The organism is Kitasatospora sp. NPDC001132 (assembly GCF_053598415.1).
The window spans coordinates 1-22,762 of sequence record NZ_JBSFKF010000015.1; the positions used below are offsets into that span (position 1 = coordinate 1).

General features: G+C 73.5%; 17 protein-coding genes. 5 read left to right on the forward strand and 12 right to left on the reverse strand.

Going from position 1 to position 22,762, the window contains the following annotated elements:
- The 3 genes from ACWDBE_RS20915 to ACWDBE_RS20925 form a co-directional block, all read right to left on the reverse strand.
- On the reverse strand, positions 1 to 214 hold a 214-nt coding region (locus ACWDBE_RS20915), incomplete at its 3' end, for a hypothetical protein (RefSeq protein WP_449808792.1).
- A 79-nt stretch (positions 215 to 293) separates the two neighbouring features.
- Positions 294 to 1,130, reverse strand: a complete 837-nt coding sequence (locus ACWDBE_RS20920; RefSeq protein ID WP_449808738.1) for a leucyl/phenylalanyl-tRNA--protein transferase — start codon at positions 1,128 to 1,130, stop codon at positions 294 to 296.
- A complete protein-coding gene (locus ACWDBE_RS20925; RefSeq protein WP_449808739.1) occupies positions 1,127 to 4,552 on the reverse strand; it encodes an amino acid adenylation domain-containing protein in 3,426 nt (1,141 codons plus the stop codon). Before ACWDBE_RS20925 ends, ACWDBE_RS20920 begins: the two co-directional genes overlap by 4 nt.
- A 231-nt stretch (positions 4,553 to 4,783) precedes the next feature.
- On the opposite strand from ACWDBE_RS20925, the gene ACWDBE_RS20930 reads away from it, so the two are divergent.
- Positions 4,784 to 8,014 (forward strand): EAL domain-containing protein, encoded by a 3,231-nt coding sequence (locus ACWDBE_RS20930; protein ID WP_449808740.1) that lies wholly within the window; start codon positions 4,784 to 4,786, stop codon positions 8,012 to 8,014.
- 84 nt (positions 8,015 to 8,098) lie between these two features.
- Here ACWDBE_RS20930 and ACWDBE_RS20935 read toward each other — a convergent pair whose 3' ends face one another.
- The 3 genes from ACWDBE_RS20935 to ACWDBE_RS20945 all read right to left on the reverse strand — a co-directional run bounded on the left by ACWDBE_RS20935 (position 8,099) and on the right by ACWDBE_RS20945 (position 13,175).
- Positions 8,099 to 9,895 carry an alpha/beta fold hydrolase gene (locus ACWDBE_RS20935; RefSeq protein WP_449788621.1) on the reverse strand — a complete coding sequence of 599 codons (1,797 nt, stop codon included), beginning with the start codon at positions 9,893 to 9,895 and terminating at the stop codon, positions 8,099 to 8,101.
- Between the two features lie 172 nt (positions 9,896 to 10,067).
- Positions 10,068 to 11,288 (reverse strand): putative PEP-binding protein, encoded by a 1,221-nt coding sequence (locus ACWDBE_RS20940; RefSeq protein WP_449788622.1) that lies wholly within the window; start codon positions 11,286 to 11,288, stop codon positions 10,068 to 10,070.
- Entirely contained in the window at positions 11,289 to 13,175 is a 1,887-nt protein-coding gene (locus ACWDBE_RS20945) for an FAD/NAD(P)-binding protein (protein ID WP_449808741.1), read from the reverse strand.
- Between the two features lie 154 nt (positions 13,176 to 13,329).
- On the opposite strand from ACWDBE_RS20945, the gene ACWDBE_RS20950 reads away from it, so the two are divergent.
- Complete coding sequence (locus ACWDBE_RS20950) at positions 13,330 to 13,824, forward strand: hypothetical protein (protein WP_449788624.1); 495 nt, start codon at positions 13,330 to 13,332, stop codon at positions 13,822 to 13,824.
- A gap of 35 nt (positions 13,825 to 13,859) precedes the next feature.
- Here ACWDBE_RS20950 and ACWDBE_RS20955 read toward each other — a convergent pair whose 3' ends face one another.
- A complete protein-coding gene (locus ACWDBE_RS20955) occupies positions 13,860 to 14,126 on the reverse strand; it encodes a hypothetical protein (RefSeq protein WP_449808742.1) in 267 nt (88 codons plus the stop codon).
- A 252-nt stretch (positions 14,127 to 14,378) separates the two neighbouring features.
- Between ACWDBE_RS20955 and ACWDBE_RS20960 the strand changes: the two genes are divergently transcribed.
- Entirely contained in the window at positions 14,379 to 15,611 is a 1,233-nt protein-coding gene (locus ACWDBE_RS20960) for an alpha/beta hydrolase family protein (protein WP_449808743.1), read from the forward strand.
- Between the two features lie 160 nt (positions 15,612 to 15,771).
- Here ACWDBE_RS20960 and ACWDBE_RS20965 read toward each other — a convergent pair whose 3' ends face one another.
- From ACWDBE_RS20965 to ACWDBE_RS20975, 3 genes are all read right to left on the reverse strand, one after another.
- Entirely contained in the window at positions 15,772 to 16,515 is a 744-nt protein-coding gene (locus ACWDBE_RS20965; protein WP_449808744.1) for a hypothetical protein, read from the reverse strand.
- Positions 16,516 to 16,605: 90 nt separating this feature from the next.
- Positions 16,606 to 17,166, reverse strand: coding sequence for a PadR family transcriptional regulator (locus tag ACWDBE_RS20970; RefSeq protein WP_449808745.1), 561 nt, complete (start codon positions 17,164 to 17,166; stop codon positions 16,606 to 16,608).
- Between the two features lie 356 nt (positions 17,167 to 17,522).
- On the reverse strand, positions 17,523 to 19,565 hold the full coding sequence (locus ACWDBE_RS20975) for an oxidoreductase (protein ID WP_449808746.1): 2,043 nt from the start codon (positions 19,563 to 19,565) through the stop codon (positions 17,523 to 17,525).
- A gap of 223 nt (positions 19,566 to 19,788) precedes the next feature.
- On the opposite strand from ACWDBE_RS20975, the gene ACWDBE_RS20980 reads away from it, so the two are divergent.
- Entirely contained in the window at positions 19,789 to 21,012 is a 1,224-nt protein-coding gene (locus ACWDBE_RS20980; RefSeq protein WP_449808747.1) for an FAD binding domain-containing protein, read from the forward strand.
- A 45-nt stretch (positions 21,013 to 21,057) separates the two neighbouring features.
- Here ACWDBE_RS20980 and ACWDBE_RS20985 read toward each other — a convergent pair whose 3' ends face one another.
- Both ACWDBE_RS20985 and ACWDBE_RS20990 read right to left on the reverse strand, forming a co-directional pair.
- A complete protein-coding gene (locus tag ACWDBE_RS20985) occupies positions 21,058 to 21,633 on the reverse strand; it encodes a TerD family protein (RefSeq protein ID WP_049650185.1) in 576 nt (191 codons plus the stop codon).
- Between the two features lie 129 nt (positions 21,634 to 21,762).
- Complete coding sequence (locus tag ACWDBE_RS20990) at positions 21,763 to 22,179, reverse strand: hypothetical protein (RefSeq protein ID WP_449808748.1); 417 nt, start codon at positions 22,177 to 22,179, stop codon at positions 21,763 to 21,765.
- Between the two features lie 186 nt (positions 22,180 to 22,365).
- On the opposite strand from ACWDBE_RS20990, the gene ACWDBE_RS20995 reads away from it, so the two are divergent.
- Entirely contained in the window at positions 22,366 to 22,659 is a 294-nt protein-coding gene (locus ACWDBE_RS20995) for a hypothetical protein (protein WP_449788631.1), read from the forward strand.
- The last annotated feature ends 103 nt before the right edge of the window (positions 22,660 to 22,762 follow it).

Genomic DNA, 22,762 nt, shown 5'->3' on the forward strand with positions numbered 1-22,762 from the left:
GCGCCTTGAAGTTGCCCTTGCCGAAGCCGAGCGAACCGTGCCGCTCGATGAACTCGTAGAAGACGGTGGGACGGTCGCCGATCGGCTTGGTGAAGGCCGGTGCGGCACCGGCCTGGGAGGGGCCGGGGCTGGTCGGCCCGCACGCGGCGGCCCCGGCGAGGACGAGGGTGAGGACGGCGGGGCCGGCGGCCCTGCCTATGGAGCGCTTGAACACGCGGCGTCATGTTACTGACGAGGAATAAGTTTGTCGAAGACAGGCCAAAAAAGCCAACCCGATCAGGTTTAACCACAGGTCAGGCAGGTTTCCCCAGCCGCGCCGCCGGCAGCGGCACCCCATCGGGAACTCCACCCCCGCCCCCGTCCGTCAGCTCCGCGAGGTACCGCGAGCGCGCCATCGGCTCGGCTCCGAGGCTCCGCACGTGCGGCCCGTCCCACTGGGCGTCGAGCAGCCGCCCGCCCGCCGCGGCGAACCGCGCCCCGAGGTCGGCGACGGCGACCCGGGCGGCGTCCGGGCGGCGGTGGAACATCGAGTCCAGGCTCAGCACCGGGCCGACCGCGATCCCGAACACCCCGCCGATCAGCTCCTCCCCCTCCCAGACCTCCCCGCTGTGCGCCGCCCCCAGCTCGTGCAGCCGCAGCAGGACGTCCGCCAACTCCCCGGTGAGCCAGACCGGTTGGCGCCCCTCGGCACAGCCCTCCAGCACCCGGCCGAAGGCCCGGTCCGCGCTCGTCCACCACGAGGACAGGTTGCGCAGCCGCCGCGCCAGCCGGCTCCCGAGCCGGACGCCGTCGGGGGCGATCACCGGCCGGGGGTCGGGCGACCACCAGGCCAGCGCGTACGGGTCCGCCCCGCCCGGCAGCAGCGCCACCTCTCCCGCCTCGACCGCGTCCCCGTACACCGCCTCGTTGTACGCGCCGGCGTACACGTCCGCCGCCGGCAGCGGGAACAGCCCGCGCCGGTACGCCGCCAGCAGGCCCCCGGGGCCGAGCGCCCCGAGCGACCCGCCGAAGGCCACCGGGCCGTCCCCGGGCCCGCGCCGCACGTCCAGCCTCCCCAGTCCGGCCAACGCCTCCAGCCCCGCCAACGCCTCCGACCCCGACAGCCCCTCCGACCCTTCGAAGGGCCTCACGACGCCGCCGCCCGCAGGAAGCCCTCCCGCTCCAGCCCCGCCAGGTAGTGGTCGATCAACCCCGCCTCCACCGGCGGCAGTTCGATCCCGCTTCCGGCCAGCGCCGCGTCCGCTGCCGCCCGCTCGAACAGCGGGAACGTCGGCCGGAAGTACATCTCGCTGATCGACAGCTCCGCCCCCGGCGCCCGGTCCACGAACAGCGGGACGAAGGGCGCGATCGGGTGCGTCGGGTTCCCGGCGGCGAACCGGACCAGCCGCCGCACCCAGTCCCCGTACGGCAGTCGGGCGACCCGGTGGCCGCGTGCCCGCAGCCGCTCGGCGAGGTCGGCGAGGACGCCCGGCCGCGGGGAGGTGAGGTGGTAGACCTCGCCGGCGGCGGGCGCGTGGGCGGCGATGTGGGCGACGGCGCGGGCGAAGCGGTCGGCGGGGACGAAGTCGAGCAGCAGCTGCACGTCCGGGCTGGTCCCGCTGTCGGCCAGGTAGGCGATCAGCGCGCACAGTTCGGTGCCGGTGTTCATCACCCCGCCCACGAGGTCCCCGGTGACGTCGTTGGTGCGCAGCACGGTGACCGGCAGCCCGGCGGCGGCCGCGTTGTGCAGCAGCTGTTCGGCGACCCACTTGCTCTCGACGTAGCCGACGCCGAGCCGCTCCGGGTGGGCGAGCGGGGTCCGCTCGGTGACCTTGGCGATGCCGGCCGCGCCGAAGCCGGCCAGGACGGCGAGCGTGGAGAGGTAGTGCACCGGGATGCCCCGGCTGTGGCCGGCGAGCCGGACGACCTCGCGGGTGCCGCCGACGTTGGGTTGCCGCAACTGGTGGTACGGATAGAGGAAGTTGACCTGCCCGCCGAGGTGGTGGATCGCGTCCAGGCGCCCGGCCAGCCAGTCGTACCGGCGGTCCGTCAGCCCGAGCCGCGGCCGGGCGAGGTCGCCGACCAGCGGCACCACCCGCCGGTCGGCGAGGTCGTGCCGCAGGAAGCGCTGCTGCGCCGCGCGCAGCCGTTCCAGCGCGTGCTCCTCGTCGGGTGCGCGGACCAGGCAGTGGATGCGCGCCCGGGTGGTGGCGAGCAGCGCGTCCAGCAGGTGGGCGCCGCAGAAGCCGGTGGCGCCGGTGAGCAGGATCTCGGCGGGGTCGGCGCGTGAGGGCGCCGGGTTCCAGGACTGCCGGGGGTCCTCGGTGAGCCGGGCCTCCGCGAACCAGTCGACGTCGGTGTCCCGTACGGCGCCGGCGGGGGCGTCCGTGCGCGCCGCCCGCAGCGCCCCCGCGAAGGCCCGCAGGACGGGCTCGCGCAGCAGCGCCCGGGTGAGGGCCCGCACCTGCCCGACCTCGACGCCGAACATGATCCGGGCCCGTGCCAGCATCTCCATGGCGAGCAGCGAGGTACCGCCGAGCGCGAAGAAGTCGCCTTCCGGGCCGACGTGTTCGACGCCGATCAGCTCGGCCCACAGCTGCCCGACGGCCGCCTCGACCGCCCCGGCTCCCACCCGGTCGGGATCGGGCGCGAGGACGGGTACAGGCGCGGGGACGGGCACAGGCCCAGGGACGCGGACGGGCCCGGCCGCCTCGGCGCGCACCGGAGCGCGCGGCAACCGCCCCCGGTCGATCTTCCCCGCCGCCGTGAGCGGCATCGCCTCCAGCGGCACGAACGCGGTCGGCACCAGGTACTCCGGCAGCCGCTCGGCCAGGAACGCCCGGATTCCGGCCGCCCCGCCGCTCGCCCCGGGGACGAGCGTGTAGTACGCCGTGAGCGCGCGGCCGCCGTCCGCCGCCCCGCCGCGGGCCGTGACCCCGGCCTGCCGGACGTCGGGGTGCGCGGCCAGGACGGCCTCGATCTCGGCCGGATCCACCCGGTACCCACGCACCTTCACCTGGTCGTCATAGCGCCCGAGGATCTCCAGCTGCCCGTCCGCCCGCCACCGCCCGGCGTCGCCGGTGCGGTACATCCGGTCACCGGGCAGCAGCGCGTACGGGTCGGGCAGGAAGGACTCGGCGGTGAGCCCGGCCTGCCGCCAGTAGCCCCGGGCGAGGCCCGGTCCGCCGAGGTGGATCTGCCCCTTCTCGCCGGGCCGGACGGGGTGCAGCCGGGCGTCGAGCACGTGCACCCGCACGCCGGGCAGCGGCCGTCCGATCGGCACGGACGCGACGGGGCTGCCCGCCGGCCCGCCACCGTGCGGCGCCCCGCCGAGCAGGTCCGCCGTGACCTCGCAGAGCGTCGAGGTCACGGCCGCCTCGGTGACCCCGTACGCGTTGACCAGCCGGGCGCCCGGCAGCCGCTCCAGGCAGCGGCGGCAGTCGTCGGCGTGGACGGAGTCCCCGCCGACCACCACCAGCCGCAGTTCCCGGGGGCCGGGCCCGCCGGGCGGGAGCAGGTCGAGCAGGTGGTGCCAGTACGCGGGGGTGAAGTCGGCGACGGCCAGGCCCAGCCCGGGTAGCCGGCCGGCCAGTTCGGTGGGGGCCCAGGTGCCGCCCGCGCTCCCGCCGCCGAGCACCACCGTAGCGCCCGCCAGCAGCGCGCCGAGCACCTGTTCCAGCGCGGTGTCGGCGCCCAGCGCGGCCAGGTGCAGGACGCGTTCACCGCGGCGCAGCCGGTAGGCCTGGACGATCCGGTCGAGGGTGAACAGCAGTGCACGGTGGGTGACGGGCACGCCCTTGGGGCGGCCGGTGGTCCCCGAGGTGTAGATCAGGTAGGCGAGGTCGTCGGGGACGGCGCCGTCGTCGCTCAGGAACTCCCCGACGTGCGGCAGCTCTCCCGCGTACGGCGAGTCCCCGGCGTACGGTGAGCCCCCGGGGCCGCCGCCGCGCGGGTCGGGGACCGGGGCCGGGACGGGCACCCGGTCCGTCCCCGGAAAGCCCTCGCCGTCGCAGACCACCACCCGCGCCCCGCAGTCCTCGACCAGCCGGGCCGACCGCCGCCGGGGGTGGGCCGGGTCCAGCGGCAGGAAGGCCCCGCCCGCCTTGAGCACGGCCAGCCAGGCGGTCACCAGCCCGGCCCCGCGCTCCAGGCAGACCGGCACCACCTGCTCGGGACCGACCCCGCGGGCCCGCAGCGCGGCGGCCAACCGGTCGCTGCTTAGGTCGAGTTCGCGGTAGCTCAGCATGGCGTCGTCGGCGACGACGGCGGCCGCCTCCGGGTCGTGCGCCGCCCGCGCGCGGAACAGTCCGTGCACCGTGTCCGCGAATCCGGCCGCCGCGCGCCGTACGGGGGTGCCCTCGGAGAAGCCCAGTTCGGCCGGGCGCCACTCGCGCTCGACCCAGGCCCGGCAGTCGGCCCGTCCGGCCGGCCCGTGGACCTGCCACCAGCCCGCCGGAACGGTCAAGCCCCCCGGCCAGATCGCGTACTGACCGTCGTCGTTGCGGACCACGGCGTGACGACCGGAGCTCACATCCGTTCGTACGCCCTGTGCGCTGTCTGCTGCGTCGTCCACCGGCTTGACCTCGTGCTGTGGCGGCAGAATGCTGGGGAGTGCGACATTTCCGACTATACGCACTCCTACACCGTCGAGGACGTCCGGTCGCACCCCCACCGGACGCCTCACTGCTGCGCGAAAGCGCTCATCCGTCCCATCCGGGCCGGCGCCGCACGCCCGACCCGGCCCGCCCTCGCCCGAACTTCCCCGCCCGACCGGCGGGGTGATGTCGCGGAGGAGGTAGCCTCGTTGACTCGCCGGTGCCGACGCCTGATGGTCTGTTACCTGCTCTGGATGGTGCTGTTCACCGGCATCTACTACGCGAATCCGAGCCAGCGGATCATCTGGTGGACGGGCATCGGCCTCGGCGGCGTCGCCGCCATCGTGGTCGGCGTCCGCCTCAACCGGCCCGCGCACGCGCGGTTCTGGTACGTGCTGGCGCTCGCCAACCTCAGTTTCACCGTGGGCGAGGTGATCCAGGCCGTCCAGTTGGACATCCTGCACCTGCCCAACCCGTTCCCGTCCGTCGCGGACGCCTTCTACCTCGCCGAGTACGTGCTGTACGCGGTCGGCGTGCTGGGCTTCATCCGCTGGCGCACGGCCCGTCAGGACCGCGCCGGGCTGCTCGACGCGCTCATCCCCACCATCGGGCTGGGCCTGCTCGCCTGGATCTACCTGATCCTCCCGTACGCCCGGAACCCGGACCTCGACTGGTTCCAGAAGGCCGTCTCGATCGCCTACCCGCTCGGCGACGTGGTCGTGCTCGCCCTGCTGCTGCGTCTGCTGACCCCGCACGGGGGCACCTCCCGCTCGCTGCGGCTGCTCGCCTTGGGCTCGCTCGGCCTGCTGGTCTCCGACGTGCTGTACGGCCTGATCCAACTGCACGGCACCTGGCACATCGGCACCCCCGTCGAACTCGGCTGGGCCGCCTTCCACACCGCCTGGGGCGCGGCGGCGCTGCACCCGTCGATGGTCGAGCTGACCCGGCCGGTGCCCACCCAGCAGCCGGACCTGAGCACCGCCCGGCTGGTGCTGCTCACCCTCGCCTCGCTGATCGCCCCGGCGATCCTGATCATCGAGGCGCTGGCCGGCAACACCGGCAACGCCGGGGTGATCGGCGCCTTCTCCGCGCTGCTCTACCTGCTGGTGCTGGCCCGGCTGGCGGTGGTGGCCTCCGCCCGTCGGCAGGCCGTGGCCCGTGAGCGCGCGCTGCGCGAGGCGGGTGCCCGGCTGACCGCGGCCGTCAGCGTGGAGGAGGTGGCCGACGCCGTCCAGTCCGCCGCCTCCACCCTGATGCCGGCCGAGGCCGGGCACGTCGCCCTGCTCGCGGTGACCGAGGACGGCGTGCTGCACGTCCGGCACGCCGGTAGCGGCACCGCCCGGCGTCCGCCGGGGGACGCCGCGCCGTCCGACCAGGTGCTCCGGCTCGCCGCCGTCCGGGAGACCCTGCTGCTGCCGGTGGCCGCCCTGGGCTTGGCAGCCGACGACCCGCCCGGTGCCCCGAAGGCCGGCGGCGCGAAGGCCGACGGCACCGGACCCGGTGCCGCCAGGGCCGGTGCCGCCCGCCCCGGCGGCATGCCGTACGCCCTGGTCTGCCCGCTCACCCTGGCCGAGCGCCCCTCCGGCGACCCGCTGATCGGCGCGCTCATCGTCACCGGCACCGAGCAGGAGCTGACCAGCCTCTGGAGCTCGCTGGAGATCCTCGCCGCCCAGGCGGCCCTGGCCGTCGAGCGGGTGGTGCTGAGCCAGGAGGTCACCCGCCGCAACAGCGAGCTGTACTTCCGCACCCTGGTGCAGAACTCCAGCGACGTCATCCTGATCCTCGACGCCGACGACGGCGTGCGCTACGCCTCCCCGTCCGCCGCGACGGTGCTCGGCCATCCGAACCTGGCCGGCGCCCCGCTGACCGACCTCGTGCCGCCCGAGGACAGCCGGGAGGTCGGCAAGGCGCTGGCCCGGATGCGCGAGATGCGCGAGGCGGCCGACCAGCCCCGGGGCGAGCAGCCGCGCGAGCACTGGCGGCTGCTGCGCCAGGACCACACCCCGATCGAGGCCGAGGTCCGCTTCAACGACCTGCGCGCGGACCCGACCGTCGGCGCCCTGGTGCTCACCCTGCGCGACGTGACCGAGCAGCGGCAGATGGAGCGCGAGCTGACCCACCGGGCCTTCCACGACTCGCTGACCGGGCTGGCCAACCGGGTGCTGTTCCAGGACCGGGTCGGCCACGCGCTCTCCCGGGGCGAGCGCAGCGGGGCCGTCACCGGGGTGCTCTTCATCGACCTGGACGACTTCAAGGTGGTCAACGACACCCAGGGCCACGCGGTCGGCGACGAGCTGCTGGTCGCCGTCTCGCTGCGGATCTCCACCGCGCTGCGCGCCTCGGACACCGCCGCCCGGCTCGGCGGCGACGAGTTCGCGGTGCTGGTGGAGGACGCGCGGCGGCCGGAGGACGTGGACACCATCGCGGACGGGGTGCTGGCGGTGTTCGCCGAGCCGTTCAGGCTCAAGTCGGGCGCGGTGCGGGTGACGGCCAGCGTCGGCGTGGCGACCACCGAGGACAGCGTGGACGCGACCGAGCTGCTCGCCCACGCCGACCTCGCGCTCTACGCCGCCAAGGCGGCCGGCCGCCGCCAGTGGCGCCACTACCGGCCGGCCCTGCAGACCGGGATGGTGGAGCGGCTCGAACTGAACGAGCACCTGGACTCGGCGATCGCGGAGTCGGCCTTCCAGCTGTACTACCAGCCGATCGTCGACCTGCGTTCGGGCGATCTGGTCGCCTTCGAGGCGCTGGTCCGCTGGCCGCACGACCGGCGCGGCATGGTGCTGCCCGACGAGTTCATCGCCCTCGCCGAGGAGAGCGGCCAGATCGTCCCGCTCGGCGCCTGGGTGCTGGAGCGCGCCGCCCAGGAGGTCGCCGCCTGGCAGGCCACGAGCTCGGCGGTCCGGATGGCCGCCGGCCGGCCGCCGCTGCGGGTCAACGTCAACGTCTCCGCCCGGCAGTTCCGCGACGCCGGCTTCGTGGACGTGGTCCGCCGGGCGCTGGCCACCACCGGCATCGACCCGCGCACCCTCGTCCTGGAGCTCACCGAGACCGTGCTGATGCGCCGCGACGACCGCATCCACGCCGACATGGCCACCCTGTCCGACCTCGGCGTCGGCATCGCCATCGACGACTTCGGCACCGGCTACTCCTCGCTGTCCTACCTGCGCGAGTTCCCGATCTCCCTGCTCAAGATCGACAAGTCCTTCATCGACGGGCTCGGCCACTCGCCCCAGCAGTACGCCCTGGTCGAGGGCATCACCCGGATCGCCGACACCCTCGGGGTCCAGGTGATCGCCGAGGGCATCGAGACCCCCGATCAGCGCGACCTGCTCACCGCCATGGGCTGCCCGCTCGGCCAGGGGTACCTCTTCGCCCACCCCATGGACTCCCCCAGGGCCCGCGCCCTGGTCCGCGGGACCGCCCACGAACTGACCTGAGGGGCGCGGCGCGGGGAGCCTGGGGGCCGGGAACGACCCGCCGCGGCCAGGCGGCGGGCCGTCGTCGTCGAGCACGGTCCGGAATCAGCCCAGCGGCAGCTCCAGGCGGGACTCGCTGCCGCGCGGCGAGCCGATGGTGGTGGTGCTGGCGACCTGGGCCCAGGCCGCGGGCAGGTACAGCGGGTCGGCGCTGGTGACGACCAGCGCCAGCCGGTGTCCGGCCGCCACGTCGTACGAGGTGGCCTGGAGCTTCCAGCTGACGGTGGCGTCCTCGCCCGGGGTCAGCCCGGTCGCGGTGTACGGCTCGTGGGTGATGATCCGCGCGCTGCCGTCCGGGGCGATGTCGAACAGGTAGGCCACCAGGGTCGCGGTGTCCCCGGTGCTGCGCACCGTCAGCCGGACCTCCGCGGCGCCCCGGATGCGGCGGGCCGCGGCACCGCCCTGGGCCGTCAGTGCCTCCGTCGACCAGGACAGCAGCCGCGACGGCTCGAACTGCTCCGAGTCGTACCGCTTGGGGTTGCCGAACCACTCCTTCTCCCCTGTCTTGAGGAGTTCACCCGCGTTGGCCTCGGTCGGGTTGCCGGCGATGAAGTCCTGCGACCACCCGGCGGTCGGCTTGTCGCTCAGCGTGCCCTCGCCGGTGAGGTTCCACGTCTCGCCGCCGGTGGTGACCTCGCTCCAGGAGGAGTACGACTCCCGGTGCGCCGGGACGGTGATCCGCCTGCCGCCGATGCCGGTGCCGGTGGTCTCGTAGGTGAACATGGACTGGTTGATCACCTGCGGCCAGTTCGGCACGTCGTTGGCGGCCCCGAGCAGGTGGTGGTCCAGCCAGTCGTAGGCCTCCTGGATCGGCACCGCCAGCCCGGGGAACGGCCAGCCGAGCGGCACGCCCACCAGGCCGGGACCCTCGGGGGCGCCGTGGTCGCCGATCCACAGGTTCAGGTGCTTCGGCACGGTGAGCGCGTCGAAGGTCTCGATCACCGGGCCGACCGGGAAGAGCGTCTCGTGCCAGGTGTTCGAGATGAAGGTCGGGATGCCGCGTTCGTTCGTCCTGTCGACGTAGGTCTGCGGGGAGCGCCTGGCGCCCCACTCCACCACGGCGTCGAGGTTCACGCCGTTGCGGAAGTCGGTGAGGATCCGCCGGCCCTCCTCGTCGAACTTCTCCTCCATCGCGCCGCCGGTGAAGCCGATCAGGGCCTCGACGGCCGCCAGGTGCCGGGTGCCGTTGGCGTAGAGGCTGGTGGCGAGGTTGCCCCAGGTGCTCAGGGCGACGACGGCGGCAACGCGGTTCTGCGGGTCGTGGGCGGCGACCAGCTGGCTGATCCCGGAGCCGTAGGACTCGCCGAAGAAGCCGATCTTGGTGGGGCCGAAGTACCGCTCGGCGAAGTCGATCACCTTCGAGCCGTCGGCCCAGTCCTTGTCGCCGCCGACGTCGATGTGGCCCCCGGAGGTCGACAGCCAGCCCTTGTAGCCGATCCCGCGAGGGGTGTACGCGAGGACGTGGTACCCCTTCTGCGCCAGCTTGAGGTACAGGTACAGGAAGGGCAGCCAGCCGAACGGGTTCCAGCCGGCCGGGACGATCACCGCCGGGTGGGGCTCGCCGTCGCGGAGCTTGATGGCGAGCCCCGACAGCCGGACGTCACCGGCGCCGTCGATGCCGTGGAGGTCGGTCTCGGCCTTCGCCCGTACCTCCCCGACCAATTCCGCCAGCACCGGCGGCAGCTGCACCTCCTCACCCCGCAGCGCGGCGAGCAGCGCCTCGGCCACGCCGAGGGTGGACGCGCTGGGGGTGAGGCCGTCGCCCCAGATGCCGTTGGTGGCGATGTCGGTGAGCGTGGCCTCGGTGATCGCCGGGATCGGCTCTCCGCTGATGCTGGTCATACCAACAACCCTTTCCGTGGACGGATTACTGACCGCATCCTGATCACATCCGACCGGAAGGAAACTGACTGCATGTAAGATTCACCGATACGGGTGGAGCCTTGGGCCAACTCCCGACAATGACAAGAGGGTTGTAGTATTCGCGCCCCCGACTTCCGTCCACCGGCCTCGCTCAGGACCGGAGCACGAGGGAACGGAGCTCGGCGGTGCACATCATGTAGCCGTCCGGGGTGGGCACATGGGCGAGGTAGTGGGCGAGGTCCGTGCCCAGCGAGAACACTCGCACCGGGGTGCCCGCGGCACGCGCGGACTCCACCACCCTGCGCACGCCGTCCAGGACGGCCGGGTGCCGGGTCTGGTAGGACTCCGCCACCAGGTGGTTGCCGCGGTCCGCGGCCAGGTAGAACTGCACCAGGTCCTTGACCCCGACGAACAGTTCGCTGGCCCCGGCCGCGCAGATCTCCGCCGTGGCGTGCACCGCCGCCGGCGTCTCGATGAACGCGGACAGCGGCACCTCGGCCGGCAGCTCCAGGTGCGCCCTGAGCCGGGCGAACTCCTGCGCGTCGTTGAGGAACGGGACGGAGAGCCGCACCAGGCCGGCGTCCTCGCCGAGCCGCTCGCGCAGCGAACCGAGCATGGCGTGCAGCGCGTCCCGGTAGGCGGCCGACCCCAGCAGCCAGCGGGCGCCGTGCAGGCCCAGTTCGGGGTTGGGCTCGACCGCGACCGGGGCCAGCTCGGTGACGCTGGCGGCGTGGTCGGAGCGCAGGTCCAGGAGCCTCAGGACCAGCCGCTGGCCGGGCAGCAGCGCCTCGACGAAGCCGCACAGCCGGTCCGCGAGGGCCCGACCGTAGGCCGCCGCTTCGGCCGGGCCGCCCTCCAGGGCGTCGAGCGGGCTCAGCGCCGCCGCCAGGCAGAGGAACTCCTCCCGGATGAAGAAGCAGTCGACCCGCTTCGCGTTCGGCCCGCAGGAGTTGATCGTCCGGATGTCCTGCATGTCCGCGATGACCGCGCAGGCCGAGCCGAGGTCGTCCAGCGAGGGGCTCCCGACCCCGGAGCCCGGGTCGCTCCCGGCGGCGGCGCCGGACTCGACCACGATCGACTCGCTGTCGAGGTCCAGCACCGCCTCGCCGACCAGGTCGGCGAGGTCCGCCTCGTCGACCCGGAGCACCGGTATGCCCCGGCCGCGGCAGAGGGACTGCATGTGGCCGGTGAGCCCGCCCGAACCGCAGACGACGGCGGCCGCCGCCACGATCGCGTCGTACAGGCCGGCGTGGAGGGAGGGGGCGACGAGGATGGATCCGTCGAGTGGACGTCTCGTGCGATTGCAGGTACCGCGCACTTCGCTCTGAATGCCACCGGTCAGCAGGGATCCCTGAATCCGTCGCCCGTTCAACTAGTCCTCCTGTTCTCCGGCGGTCGCCATTCCCAGCTGTCGACGCAGTTGCCGTGGTGTCACGGAAACATCGGTGAGCCGTTCGACCGCGACCCGGTTGACGACCGCCCTCATCAGGCGGTCGTACCGGGCGGCGTCCGTCGGACGGGTCGGACGGTCACCCATGGACCGAATACGGGCGTCCAGCCGGGAATCGAGCAGTTCACGCTCGATCCGACCGCGCGAGGCCATTCTCCTGGCCTCCAGTAACACAGCGTCCTCGAATCCCTCCCGGACCGCTTCCTCCAGATTGCCGAGGGCGCCGGGGCGCCGGACCAGGCCCTGGGAGACCTCCTCGAACGAAACGTCCTCCTCCGGTTCCAGCCGCTCGACCACGTGGGCGGCGACCGCGATCGAATGGTTCTTGATCGCGGCGAGGTTGAAGGTGAACGCACCCGTCCGGCCGTTGCGCACGATCTCGTCGCCCTCCCGCAGCGCGCCGACCGCGGAGACCGGTCCGGACTCCCCGCCGGAGCCCAGCAGCGCCCCCCGCCCGTCGACCTCCAGGCCGCGCCCGGTGCGCTCGTGGGGCACCGCGAGCCCGCGCCGCAGGAGGTTGCGCCACAGCGGCTGCTCGACCCTGGTGTAGTCCGACTCCCGGCCGAAGTTGGACACCACCAGGTCGGCCTCGATCGCGTGCTTCTCCTCCCCGGAGACGACCGACACCAGCAGCCGGCCCGACTCCGCCGGGACGACCGCCTCCACCCTGCCGACGACCAGCTCCACCGCCCCGTCCGTCCCGTCCGCCCGGTCCAGCGCCCGCTCGATGACCGCCATGGTGTACTCCAGCACCCCGACCCGCAGCGCGGCCAGCGCGGTGCCGAACTCATCCAGCAAGCCGCGCAGTTCGGCGGTGGGAATGCGCTCGATGGCCTCGGGCAGGTGCGGCTCCCACGCCTTGACCACCCGCTCGGCGACCACCACCGGGGAGACCTCGGGATGCTCCCGGACGACCGTCGAGCACGCCGTGTCCCACTCGGCCCGGACCCGGTCGAGGAACTCCGCGCGGTTCCGGTACGGCTGCAACAGGGTCTTCGGACAGGGCAGGCTCAACACGCCGTGCTCGTGGCCGTCGGGGTACGTCCGGAACAGCGTCCCGGTCCTGGAGATCAGCCGGATCCTCCCGGTGTGGCCCCGGCGCAGCAGGAGGCCCGCCGAGTCGTAGGCGCTCAGGACGGAACCGACGATCGCGACGTCCGCCCCGGAGGGCAGCGAGACGAGCTTGCGGATCCCGGCCGCGGAGTACGGGTTGCGGATGAAGGACGCGTGCGTACGGACCTCGGAGGCGAAGGCCGGCTCCCGGAGTTCGAGGCCGGTCGCCAGGACGACGTGGTCGGCGCGTAGCACGGTCACCACCGGGGGCCCGTCGGGGGCCGGCTGTTCGACCGTCACGTCGACGCCGGTGGGGCCGACCTCCAGATCGACCGCGTCGCCGTCCGCCTCGACGAGCACCACCCCCGGACAGGCTTCGCGTCTCGCTTCGGCCAGCCGGTCGTCCAGGTAGTCCTGGAAGATCCGCCGCGGCGCCGGCCCCTGTTCGACGAACCGGAGCCCGGCCCAGGGCTCCGGCCAACCACCGCGGTCCGCCTCGTGGTTGGCCCAGCGGACGAAGTCCAGGACGTCCTCGCGGAACACCGACATCCGGCCGGCCTGGATGTTGAACACGTAGTCCCAGGGGTTGCCGTCCCGGTGGTAGGCGACGCCCGCGCAGCGGTAGTCGGAGCGCCGCTCCAGCAGGACGACCTCCAGCGGTCTGCGCGCGAAGCAGAGCAGCCGGATCGCCGTGGCGGTACCGGCCAGGCCCGCCCCGACTATGAGGACTCTCGGACGCGTACCAGATCGACTCATGGTCAAGCCTTCCCGTCGAGGGATGAGACCCGGTTCCGCCGTCCCGGACACCGGGCGCAAAGGTCTGCTGAGGAAGTGTGACGCGGAAGGAGTGCTCAGGGTCCCGGAACGGCCGAATGAGGGCCGCCCGTCCCCGGTCTGGTTGGATAGGGGCGTGAACAGCGCCGCCCATCCGGAATCAGGTCTCTCGAAGAGCGTCTGGAGCGACGCCGACTTCGAGGAGATGGGCTGGCACGACGCCACCGTCCACGGCCTGTACGTGCAGCAGGGTGACGAGTTCGAGGCCCGACTCCTCCTCGACCTCGACTACGTCGTCCGCTGGGTCGACCCGGTCCGGCCCGCGAAGACCTTCTCCTTCTGGGTCGCCCCCGCGACGCTCGTCTTCGACGGGGTGTGGGACCTGGACGGCGGTCTCGACTTCAGGAGGACCGCCCCGGAGCTGGAGATCGCCGACCTGCACCGACGGGCCCCGGACGACGGCAACCGGGATTCGCCGCACTGGCACGTCGAGGGCCACTCCTTCGACCTGAGGTTCCGCGCGTCGGGCTTCCGCCAGTACTTCCGCGAGGCCCCGCGGCTCTCGCCGGGCCCGGTCCTCTCCCACGCCGAGCGCGGAGGCTGCCGCTTCACCGAGGTCGGCTTCGCCTGAGCGGGCCCGCCGACCGGGGGCGGGCCCGGCCGCCCTCAGAGCCGGTGCAGCGCCGCCTCGCAGAGCCGGCACCGCTGCTGCTCCAACTCGAGCGGGTACCAGGGCTCGCCGGGTCGGGCGGGGCGGTAGTGGGCGTGCTCCATCGGGGCGGTGTCCAGTCCGCAGAGGGTTCGCGCCTGCGGGTCCTCCGGGACGTCCGGGTCCTGGCCGGCGGCGTGCACCGCGACCACGCCCGGCCCGACACCCTCGGGGCCGAGGGCCTGGTCCGGGCCCAGTTCGAAGAGGACGACGATCGAGGCCACGGTCCCACCGTGGCGGGCGGCGGCCGCCCGCGCATTTCGATCTTCACCCGGCCGGGCCCCGGGCCGCCACCTGCGGCGGACTTCCCGGACTTCCACGTCAATGTGCTGCAGATGCTGATCGACAAGGATTTCATCCGAGCCTCCCCGTCCGCATCGGCCCGGGGATGTAAATCCGTGGGCCGACGCGGGGTGACGGAGGATCAATCGGTGGGCCGATGCCGCCCACTCGGCGCCCGTGACAGCGTTCCGCGCATGGACACCACGCCGACCGCCTCCCCTTCCGGACCGACCCGCCGCCGGGTGCTGGGCGCCGCCCTCGCGCTGGGCGCCGTCGCTCCGCTGGGCCTCGCCCGCACCGCCTCGGCCGCCACCGCTCCCGCTTCCTCCGGCACCGCCGCCCCCTCCCGGCTCACCCTGCCCGCGCCGACCGGCCCGTTCCCGGTGGGCATGGTGCCGCTGCACCTGCGCGACGAGTCCCGGCCGGACCCGAACGCCAGGCCCGGACGGTTCCGCGAGCTGATGGCCACCGTCTGGTACCCGGCCCGGGCCGCGGACGCCGACTCGTACCCGCCGGCGCCCTGGATGACCGAGGGCGCCCTGAAGGCCTTCCTCGACGACGCCGGCTACCCGCTGCCCCTCTCGCTCGCCCCGCTCACCTCGGGCCACCAGGGCGCGCCCGTCCACCGGTCCGGCCGGCCGCTGCCCGTCGTCCTCTACTCGCACGGCGCGGGCAGCCACCGCGCCGACCACACCGTCGTGGTCCAGGAGTTGGCCAGCCACGGCTTCGCCGTCGTCACCGTCGACCACACCCACGACGGGTTCACCGAGTTCCCGGACGGCACCGTCGTGACCCGTGACGCCCCCTTCCCGGGGCTGTACCCGAGGGACTACGCCGCCGACCTGCTCTTCCTGCTCGACCAGGTCGTCGGCCTCGCCGACGGACGCAACCCGGACGTCGACGGCCGCACCCTGCCGTCCGGCCTGCTCGGCGGTCTGGACGCGCGGAACATCGGCGCCTTCGGCTGGTCCAAGGGCGGCACCGGAACGGCCCTCGCCATGGTCGCCGACCGGCGCATCCGCGCCGGGCTCTCGCTGGACGGGCCGATGGCGTGCAACCCCGCCATCACCACCGACATCGACCGGCCGTTCATGATGATGACCGCCGACTTCGCCCGGGCCACCAACCCGTACGCCGAGACCTTCTGGGGCCACCTGCGCGGCTGGCGCCTGGACGTCCAGGCCACCGGCGCCGTGCACGGCTCGTACGGCGACACCATGACGCTGATCCCCCAGGCGGGCAGGCTGCTCGGCATGACCGAGCAGCAGATCCGGTCCCAGGTGGGCACCCTCGACCCGCAGCGCGGGATCCTCGTCCAACAGGCCTACCCGCTCGCCTTCTTCGACCTCCACCTGCGCAACCGCCACCACGGCAGGCTGCTCGACGGCCCGTCGAAGGCCTTCCCCGAGGTCGTCTACCACCCGTAGGCGCCGGCGGACCCGCCCGGTGGGCGGCCGTCACGGGGGTGCGGCCGCCCACCGGGCGGGTCCCGGCCCGTCACCCGGCTCCCCGGTGACTACGCCCGCGTGAAGGCGCGTCCCGGCTTCGGGCGGTTCCACCGGGTGCGACCGGTGTGGTCACGACCGCTCAGACGCGCTGACCTTCGGAGGCCACGGCGGTGGGGGCGGTGGTGCTGCCGGCCTGGGTGCCGAGGGTGTGCTCGACCTTGGCGACGGCCGTGCGGTACCGCATCGAGGCGTCCTGGGCGTCCTGCTCGTTGCCGCCCTGGCGTTCGAAGTAGCCGAAGACCATGGCCACCGTGCCGAAGCGCTCGACGCCGACGTAGCCGTCGAGTCGGACGCCGGCCAGGGTGCCGTCGAGGTGGACGGCGGGGGCGTCCTTGCGCTCGCCGAGGGTCACCGGGGTGGCGGTGAAGGTCACGGTGTCGGCGGTGCCGGAGGTGAAGGTGATGGTGTGGCAGGTCTTCAGGGCGTCGGCGGCGGAGTTGAGGTCGGCGGTGAGCCGGTCGGGCGCCTCGGCCGCCAGGGCCTGGGTGACCATCGGGTTGCCGTCCGGACCGTCGAGTTCGGTCTCGGCGCGCGGGATCGGCGCGCCCGGCTGGGTGACGTACATGTTGATCAGGGCGTTGAGCGCGGCGCAGCCGGTCACCGGGGACGACGGGCTCGCGCCGGGGCTTGGGCTCTGCGTCACCGGGATCTCGGTCCAGTCGGGGCCGAGGTCGGACGCGGTCAGCAGGGCCGACTTCAGCTGGTCGGCGGAGGGGAGGTCCTCGGTCGGTGCGGCGGACGCCGGCAGGGTTGCCGGGCCCAGGAGCACCGCCAGGGCGGCGGCCGCGGCGGCGAGGGTGTGGATGGGCCTGGGACGGGACATGCGGGGCCCCCGGTCGAGAGTTCGGGCAGGGACAGCCACCAGTGTCCCACCGGGGTTCCGAGGGGGCGCGCGGGCGGGGATCCGCGCAGGTCAGGCACCTTCCGCCGGCTCTGTGGCCGGTAGCGCTCCGAGGGCTTCCAGGGTCTCGGCGAGCCACTGCACCCAGAAGGTCTCCAGCCCGATGCCGGCCCGCAGCACCGCGTGCTGGAGCCGGTTCTCGGCGTCCGCCCGCTCGGCCGGGAAGTCGCGCCGCTCGATCTCCCGGTAGTCGTCCAACTGCTCGCGGTGCAGGGCGAGATGGCGTTCCAGCTCGGCCGTCAGCCCGTCCGTGCCGACCACCGCGGCCGCTCGCAGCCGCAGCAGCAGGGGCTCCCGGACGGCGCGCGGCTCGGCGCCTTCGGCGGTCCAGCGGGCGAGTTCGGCGCGGCCCTCGGGCAGGACCTCGTACTCCTTCCGCTGCCCGCGCACCGGTCCTTCCGGCTGGAGGTTCCGGATGTGCCCAGAGGCCTCCAGCCGGCCCAGTTCGCGGTAGATCTGCTGGTGGGTGGCGGGCCAGAAGAAGCCGATCGACTTGTCGAACCGCCTGGTCAGCTCCAGCCCCGAGGACGGCTTCTCCAGCAGGGCGGTGAGGATGGCGTGCGGCAGCGACATGCCGTCGATCGTACGGGGCCCGTCGCGGGCGGCGGGCCCGGCTCAGCCCCGGGCGGGCGCGGAAGGTCAGGGTGCTGGTGGAGTGGCGGTTGGCGATGGTCACGCCGACGGCTTCGGCGGTGACCTCGTACTCGCCCTTGTCGGCGGCCAGCCGGTGGAACTGGCTCGCCTGGAGCCGGGGCAGCACGAGGATCAGGCCCACGGCGGCGATCAGCAGGGCCACCAACGCGGAGTCGATCCCCTCCCCGGTGGCGATCTTGAGCGCACTGACGACCACGGTGCCCACCGCGATCAGGTTCAGGAACAGCCGGTTGCGCCGGCCCGCGCGAGTCGTCCGGGCCCGGGGGCGCGGGGCCTCAGAGCGAGGCGGCCAGCTCGGTGCCCTGCTTGATGGCGCGCTTGGCGTCCAGTTCGGCGGCCACGTCCGCGCCGCCGATCAGGTGCACCGACAGGCCGCGCTCGCGCAGCGCCTCGTACAGGTCGCGGCGCGGCTCCTGGCCGGTGCAGAGCACGACGGTGTCCACGGGCAGGAGTTGGCGCTCGCCGTCCACGGTGAGGTGCAGCCCGGCGTCGTCGATCAGCTCGTAGGTGACACCGGGGACCATCACCACGCCGCGGTGCTTGAGTTCGGTGCGGTGGATCCAGCCGGTGGTCTTGCCGAGGCCGGCGCCGACCTTGGTGGTCTTGCGCTGGAGCAGGTGGACGCTGCGCGGGGGCTTCGGCCGCTCCGGGGCGCGCAGGCCGCCGCGCTCGCGGTACTCCGGGTCGATGCCCCACTTGGCCTGGAACGCGGGCGGGTTGAGGCTCGCCGCGTCGCCCGGGTCGGTGAGGAACTCGGCCACGTCGAAGCCGATGCCGCCCGCGCCGAGGATGGCGACCCGCTCGCCGACCGGCGCGCCGTCGCGCAGCACGTCGAGGTAGCCGAGCACGCTGGGGTGGTCGATTCCCGGGATGTCGGCGGGAGTTCGCGGGGTGACGCCGGTGGCGAGCACGATCTCGTCGTGGCCGTGCCCGGCCAGCTGCTCGGCGGTGACGCTCGCGCCGAGCCGCAGCGTGACGGCCAACTCGGCCAGCCGGGTGCGGAAGTAGCGCAGCGTCTCGTCGAACTCCTCCTTGCCGGGGATGCGCCGGGCGATGTTCAGCTGCCCGCCGATCGTCTCGGCGGCGTCGTACAGCGTGACGTCGTGGCCGCGTTCGGCGGCGGAGACGGCGAACGCGAGTCCGGCCGGCCCCGCCCCGACGACGCCGATCCGCTTGCGCGACCGCGTGGGCCCGAGGATGAGTTCGGTCTCGTGGCAGGCGCGCGGGTTGACCAGGCAGGAGGTGATCTGGAGGCTGAAGGTGTGGTCGAGGCAGGCCTGGTTGCAGCCGATGCAGGTGTTGATGGCCTCGGCGCGGTCCGCCCTGGCCTTGGCGACGAAGTCGGCGTCGGCGAGCAGCGGGCGGGCCATCGAGACCAGGTCGGCACTGCCCTCGGCGAGCAACTTCTCGGCGATCTCAGGGGTGTTGATGCGGTTGGTGGTGACCAGTGGGATGCCGACCTTCCCCATCACCTCCTTCGTCACCCAGGCGAAGGCGCCGCGCGGCACCGAGGTGGCGATGGTGGGGATGCGGGCCTCGTGCCAGCCGATGCCGCTGTTGATGATGGTCGCCCCGGCGGCCTCGACGGCCTGGGCGAGCCGCACGACCTCCTCCAGGGTGGAGCCGCCGGGGACCAGGTCGAGCATGGAGAGCCGGTAGACGATGATGAAGTCCTCGCCGACCCGTTCGCGGACCCGGCGGACGATCTCCACCGGGAAGCGCATCCGCTGCTCGTACGCCCCGCCCCACTCGTCCTCGCGGTGGTTGGTGGCGGCGACGACGAACTCGTTGATCAGGTAGCCCTCGGAGCCCATGATCTCGACGCCGTCGTACCCGGCGCGGCGGGCGAGTTCGGCACAGCGGGCGAAGTCCTCGATGGTCTGCTCGACCTGCTCGGCGGTGAGCTCGTTGGGCGTGAAGGGGCTGATCGGGGCCTGGATCGCGCTGGGGGCGACGAGGTCGCGGTGGTAGGCGTAGCGGCCGAAGTGCAGGATCTGCAGGGCGATCTTCCCGCCGGCGGCGTGCACCGCGTCGGTGACCGTCCGGTGCTTGTCGGCCTCCTCCTCGGTGGTCAGCATCGCGCCGCCCTCCCAGGGACGCCCGGCCTCGTTGGGGGCGATGCCGCCGGTGACGATCAGGCCGACGCCGCCGCGGGCCCGCTCGGCGTAGAAGGCGGCCATCCGCTCGTAGCCGCCGGGGGCCTCCTCCAGGCCGACGTGCATCGAGCCCATGATCACGCGGTTGGGCAGGGTGGTGAAGCCGAGGTCGAGCGGGCTGAGCAGGTGCGGGTAGCGGCTGCTGCCGGGGTGGGCGCTCATCGACGTCTCCTGGGGCGCGGGCGGGGGTCGTTGGTTACCGCAGAGTAGGGGACGGGCTGCGGGATATGCAACTAGTTGCATAAAGCCTGGGAGCCCGCTCCGGTGCGCCCTCCGCATGGCGCAGAACACGGCACCCGGAGCGGACGGGCGGCGTATCGTCGTGTCCCGGACAGGGTGGGCGCATCGCGAGCTCGGGAGAGGGGCGACTGTGCGGGGTGGCTCGGTGGCCGTGGTCGGGGGCAGCATCGCCGGGAGCGCCTTCGCCGGCGCCGCCGCCCGGCTCGGCGCGGAACGGGTGGTGGTGCTGGAACGCAGCCCCGACCGTCCGGAGGACCGCGGCGTGGGGCTGTGCACCCACAACGACCGCTTCGACGAGCTGGTCCGGGCCGGGCACCTCGACGCCGACACCCGCCGCCACCGGCTCACCGTCCGCCGCTGGGTCACCCGCGGCGCGGTCGGCGAGGGCGACGGACCCGACGGCTGCGGGCGGCTGCTCTGGGCCCAGCCCTTCCCGTTCCACTCCCACCACTGGGGCGTGCTCTGGCAGGCGCTGCGCGAACGGACGCCCGAGCAGGTCGAGTTCCGGCTGGGCACCACCGTGACGGCCGTCGGCAACGGCCGGGACGGCGCCTGGGCCGAAGCGGGTCGCGGCCGCGAGGAGTACGACCTGGTGATCGGCGCCGACGGCTACCGCTCGGTGGTCCGCGCCGCCGTCTGCCCACAGGCCGGGCCCGAGTACGCGGGGTACGTGTGCTGGCGCGGCAGCTACGACTCCGCCCTGCTGGCCGAACTGCCCGGCGGCGCGGCGCCCTGGCCCGAGGAACAGTGCGTCACCGCCTGCTACCCCGGCGGCCAGGTGGTGATCTACCGCATCCCCGGGGTCGAGCCCGGCCGCACCCGGGTGAACTGGGTCTTCTACGCCCCCACCCCCGCCTGGCTGCGGCTCGACGGCCCGACCAGCATCCCGGCGGGCACCCTCGGCGACGGACAGCTGGACGAACTGCGGCAGCTCGCCGAGCGACACCTGCCGCCGTACTGGGCCGGCCTGGTCACCCTGACCCCGCGCGAACGGACCTTCCTGCAGCCGATCTACGACCTGGCGGCCCCGCACCGCACGGCCGGCCGGCTGCTGATCGGCGGGGACGCGGCCACCGTGGTGCGCCCGCACAACACCAGCGGCGTGGTGAAGGCGATGCAGGACGCCCACGCCTTCGAGCTGGCCGGACGGGAGCACGGCTCCTGGCCGGCCCTGCTGGCCGCCTACGACCGCGAACGGACGGTGTCCGGGCGGGAGTTGGTCGATCTGGGCCGCACCCTCGGCCGGGCCCAGGTCACCGCGGCGCCGGACTGGTCGGGGATGGACGAGCCGGCCATGACCGCCTGGTGGCAGCAACAGTTCACCGGCGGCGGGGGTTTCGGCGGCCACGTACTCGGCCGAACGGGCTGAGCACTCGCCGCGGCCGTCGAAACCCCGTCAGATCACCGCGGACGATCAGACGTTGACGCCGTAGTCGGTCGCGATGCCGCGCAGGCCGGAGGCGTAGCCCTGGCCGATGGCACGGAACTTCCACTCGTTGCCGTTGCGGTACAGCTCGCCGAAGACCATCGCGGTCTCGGTGGAGGCGTCCTCGGTCAGGTCGTAGCGCGCGATCTCGAGGCCGTTGGCCTGGTTGACGATCCGGATGAACGCGTTGCGCACCTGGCCGAAGTTCTGCAGCCGGGCGTCGGCGTCGTAGATCGACACCGGGAAGACCACCTTGGCCACGTCGGCCGGGACGCGGTCCAGGTCGACCTTGATCTGCTCGTCGTCCCCGTCCCCGCCGCCGGTCAGGTTGTCGCCGCTGTGCTCGACCGAACCCTCGGGGCTGCGGAGGTTGTTGAAGAAGACGAAGTGCTGGTCCGAGACCACCTTGCCCAGCGCGTTGCACAGCAGCGCACTGGCGTCCAGGTCGTAGTCGGCCCCGGTGGTGGTGCGCACGTCCCAGCCGAGACCGACGATCACGGCGCTCAGGCCGGGCGCCTCCTTGCTCAGCGAGACGTTGCCGCCCTTGGCCAGCGAAACTCCCACAATGCCCTCCTCTGATCTCTCCCTGTGGACGAATCTACAACACTGTAGAGATCACGAGAATCCGTCTGCGGGTGGGCCCGCCCCGGGAATTTCTCCGGGTCGCGCACGGGAACCGCTCACTGCTCACGCTCACTGCACGGCGTCGATCTCGATCCGCAGCGCGCCGTCCTCGGCCAGCGACCTGCGGCCCCAGCCCAGCAGCAGGCTCAGCACCTCGCGCTCGGCGGCCGGGAGCCGGGTCAGGTCCACCCGCTCGACCTCCCGGACCAGCCCGGCCATCGACGGCCGCCCGATCCGGCTGCTGAAGTCGAGGTCCGGCTCGTGCCGGGCGAGGGTGGGCAGCGCCCGCGCACCCAGACGGCGCAGGACGGCCCGCAGCGCGCCCCCGTCCACCCACGCCTCCAGCCGCCCGGACCGCGGCGGCGGGCCGGCCTTCCGCCCCGTCCTCACCTTGACCGGCACCCGGTACAGCCCGAGGACGTACTCGTGCTCCGCCACCTCGTCGTCCGGCCCGTACGGCCGCAGGCCACCCGCTGTGCTCCGCATGCCGAGCACCCTAACGACCCGCCGCCCTGGGCCTGTCCTCCAACCCCCTTCGTCCGCCCGGAGGGCGGGCGCCCCGCAGACGCGAGTTCGAAGACAGGCCTTAAACTGTCAGTGGATTTCCCCTCGTCGGATCTTCCCCCCGCCCCCTCGCTCCCCCTCGTCGCGGCCCGGTCGCCGGAGGTCCCGATGCGCCAGCGGTACAGCTTCCACCTCGACCAGGGCGGGCACTCGGTGACCGTCAACATCCGCTCCGGCCGGATCACCGAGACCGAGGTGCTGGTCGACGGCAAGGAGTGCGCCTTCCACCGCGTCCACGGGCACGGCACCTACCCGCTGACCCTCGCCACCCAGGTCGCCGAGGAGCCGCCGAAGCCGCTCGCGGTGCGGCTGGAGCGCACCGGCCGGGCCGAGCACCCGCTCTCCTGCGTGCTGGAGCTTTCCGGCGCCGAACACCCGATGCCCGAGCGCACGGCCCGCTGACCCCGACGGCCCGCCGGTCCCGCTTCAGCACGTCCGGCTCACCTGGCTCGGCGTCCGCCGCCACCGACCCGGGACGCTCGCGGACGAGCGGGCCCGGACGAGC

What these genes read in the sequence shown, in the direction of transcription:
- ACWDBE_RS20935 (WP_449788621.1), bottom strand. Translation starts at nt 9,895, where the DNA reads ATGACCAGCATCAGCGGAGAGCCGATCCCGGCGATCACCGAGGCCACG.
- ACWDBE_RS20945 (WP_449808741.1), bottom strand. Translation starts at nt 13,175, where the DNA reads ATGAGTCGATCTGGTACGCGTCCGAGAGTCCTCATAGTCGGGGCGGGC.
- ACWDBE_RS20960 (WP_449808743.1), top strand. Translation starts at nt 14,379, where the DNA reads ATGGACACCACGCCGACCGCCTCCCCTTCCGGACCGACCCGCCGCCGG.
- ACWDBE_RS20965 (WP_449808744.1), bottom strand. Translation starts at nt 16,515, where the DNA reads ATGTCCCGTCCCAGGCCCATCCACACCCTCGCCGCCGCGGCCGCCGCC.
- ACWDBE_RS20970 (WP_449808745.1), bottom strand. Translation starts at nt 17,166, where the DNA reads ATGTCGCTGCCGCACGCCATCCTCACCGCCCTGCTGGAGAAGCCGTCC.
- ACWDBE_RS20975 (WP_449808746.1), bottom strand. Translation starts at nt 19,565, where the DNA reads ATGAGCGCCCACCCCGGCAGCAGCCGCTACCCGCACCTGCTCAGCCCG.
- ACWDBE_RS20990 (WP_449808748.1), bottom strand. Translation starts at nt 22,179, where the DNA reads ATGCGGAGCACAGCGGGTGGCCTGCGGCCGTACGGGCCGGACGACGAG.
- ACWDBE_RS20995 (WP_449788631.1), top strand. Translation starts at nt 22,366, where the DNA reads ATGCGCCAGCGGTACAGCTTCCACCTCGACCAGGGCGGGCACTCGGTG.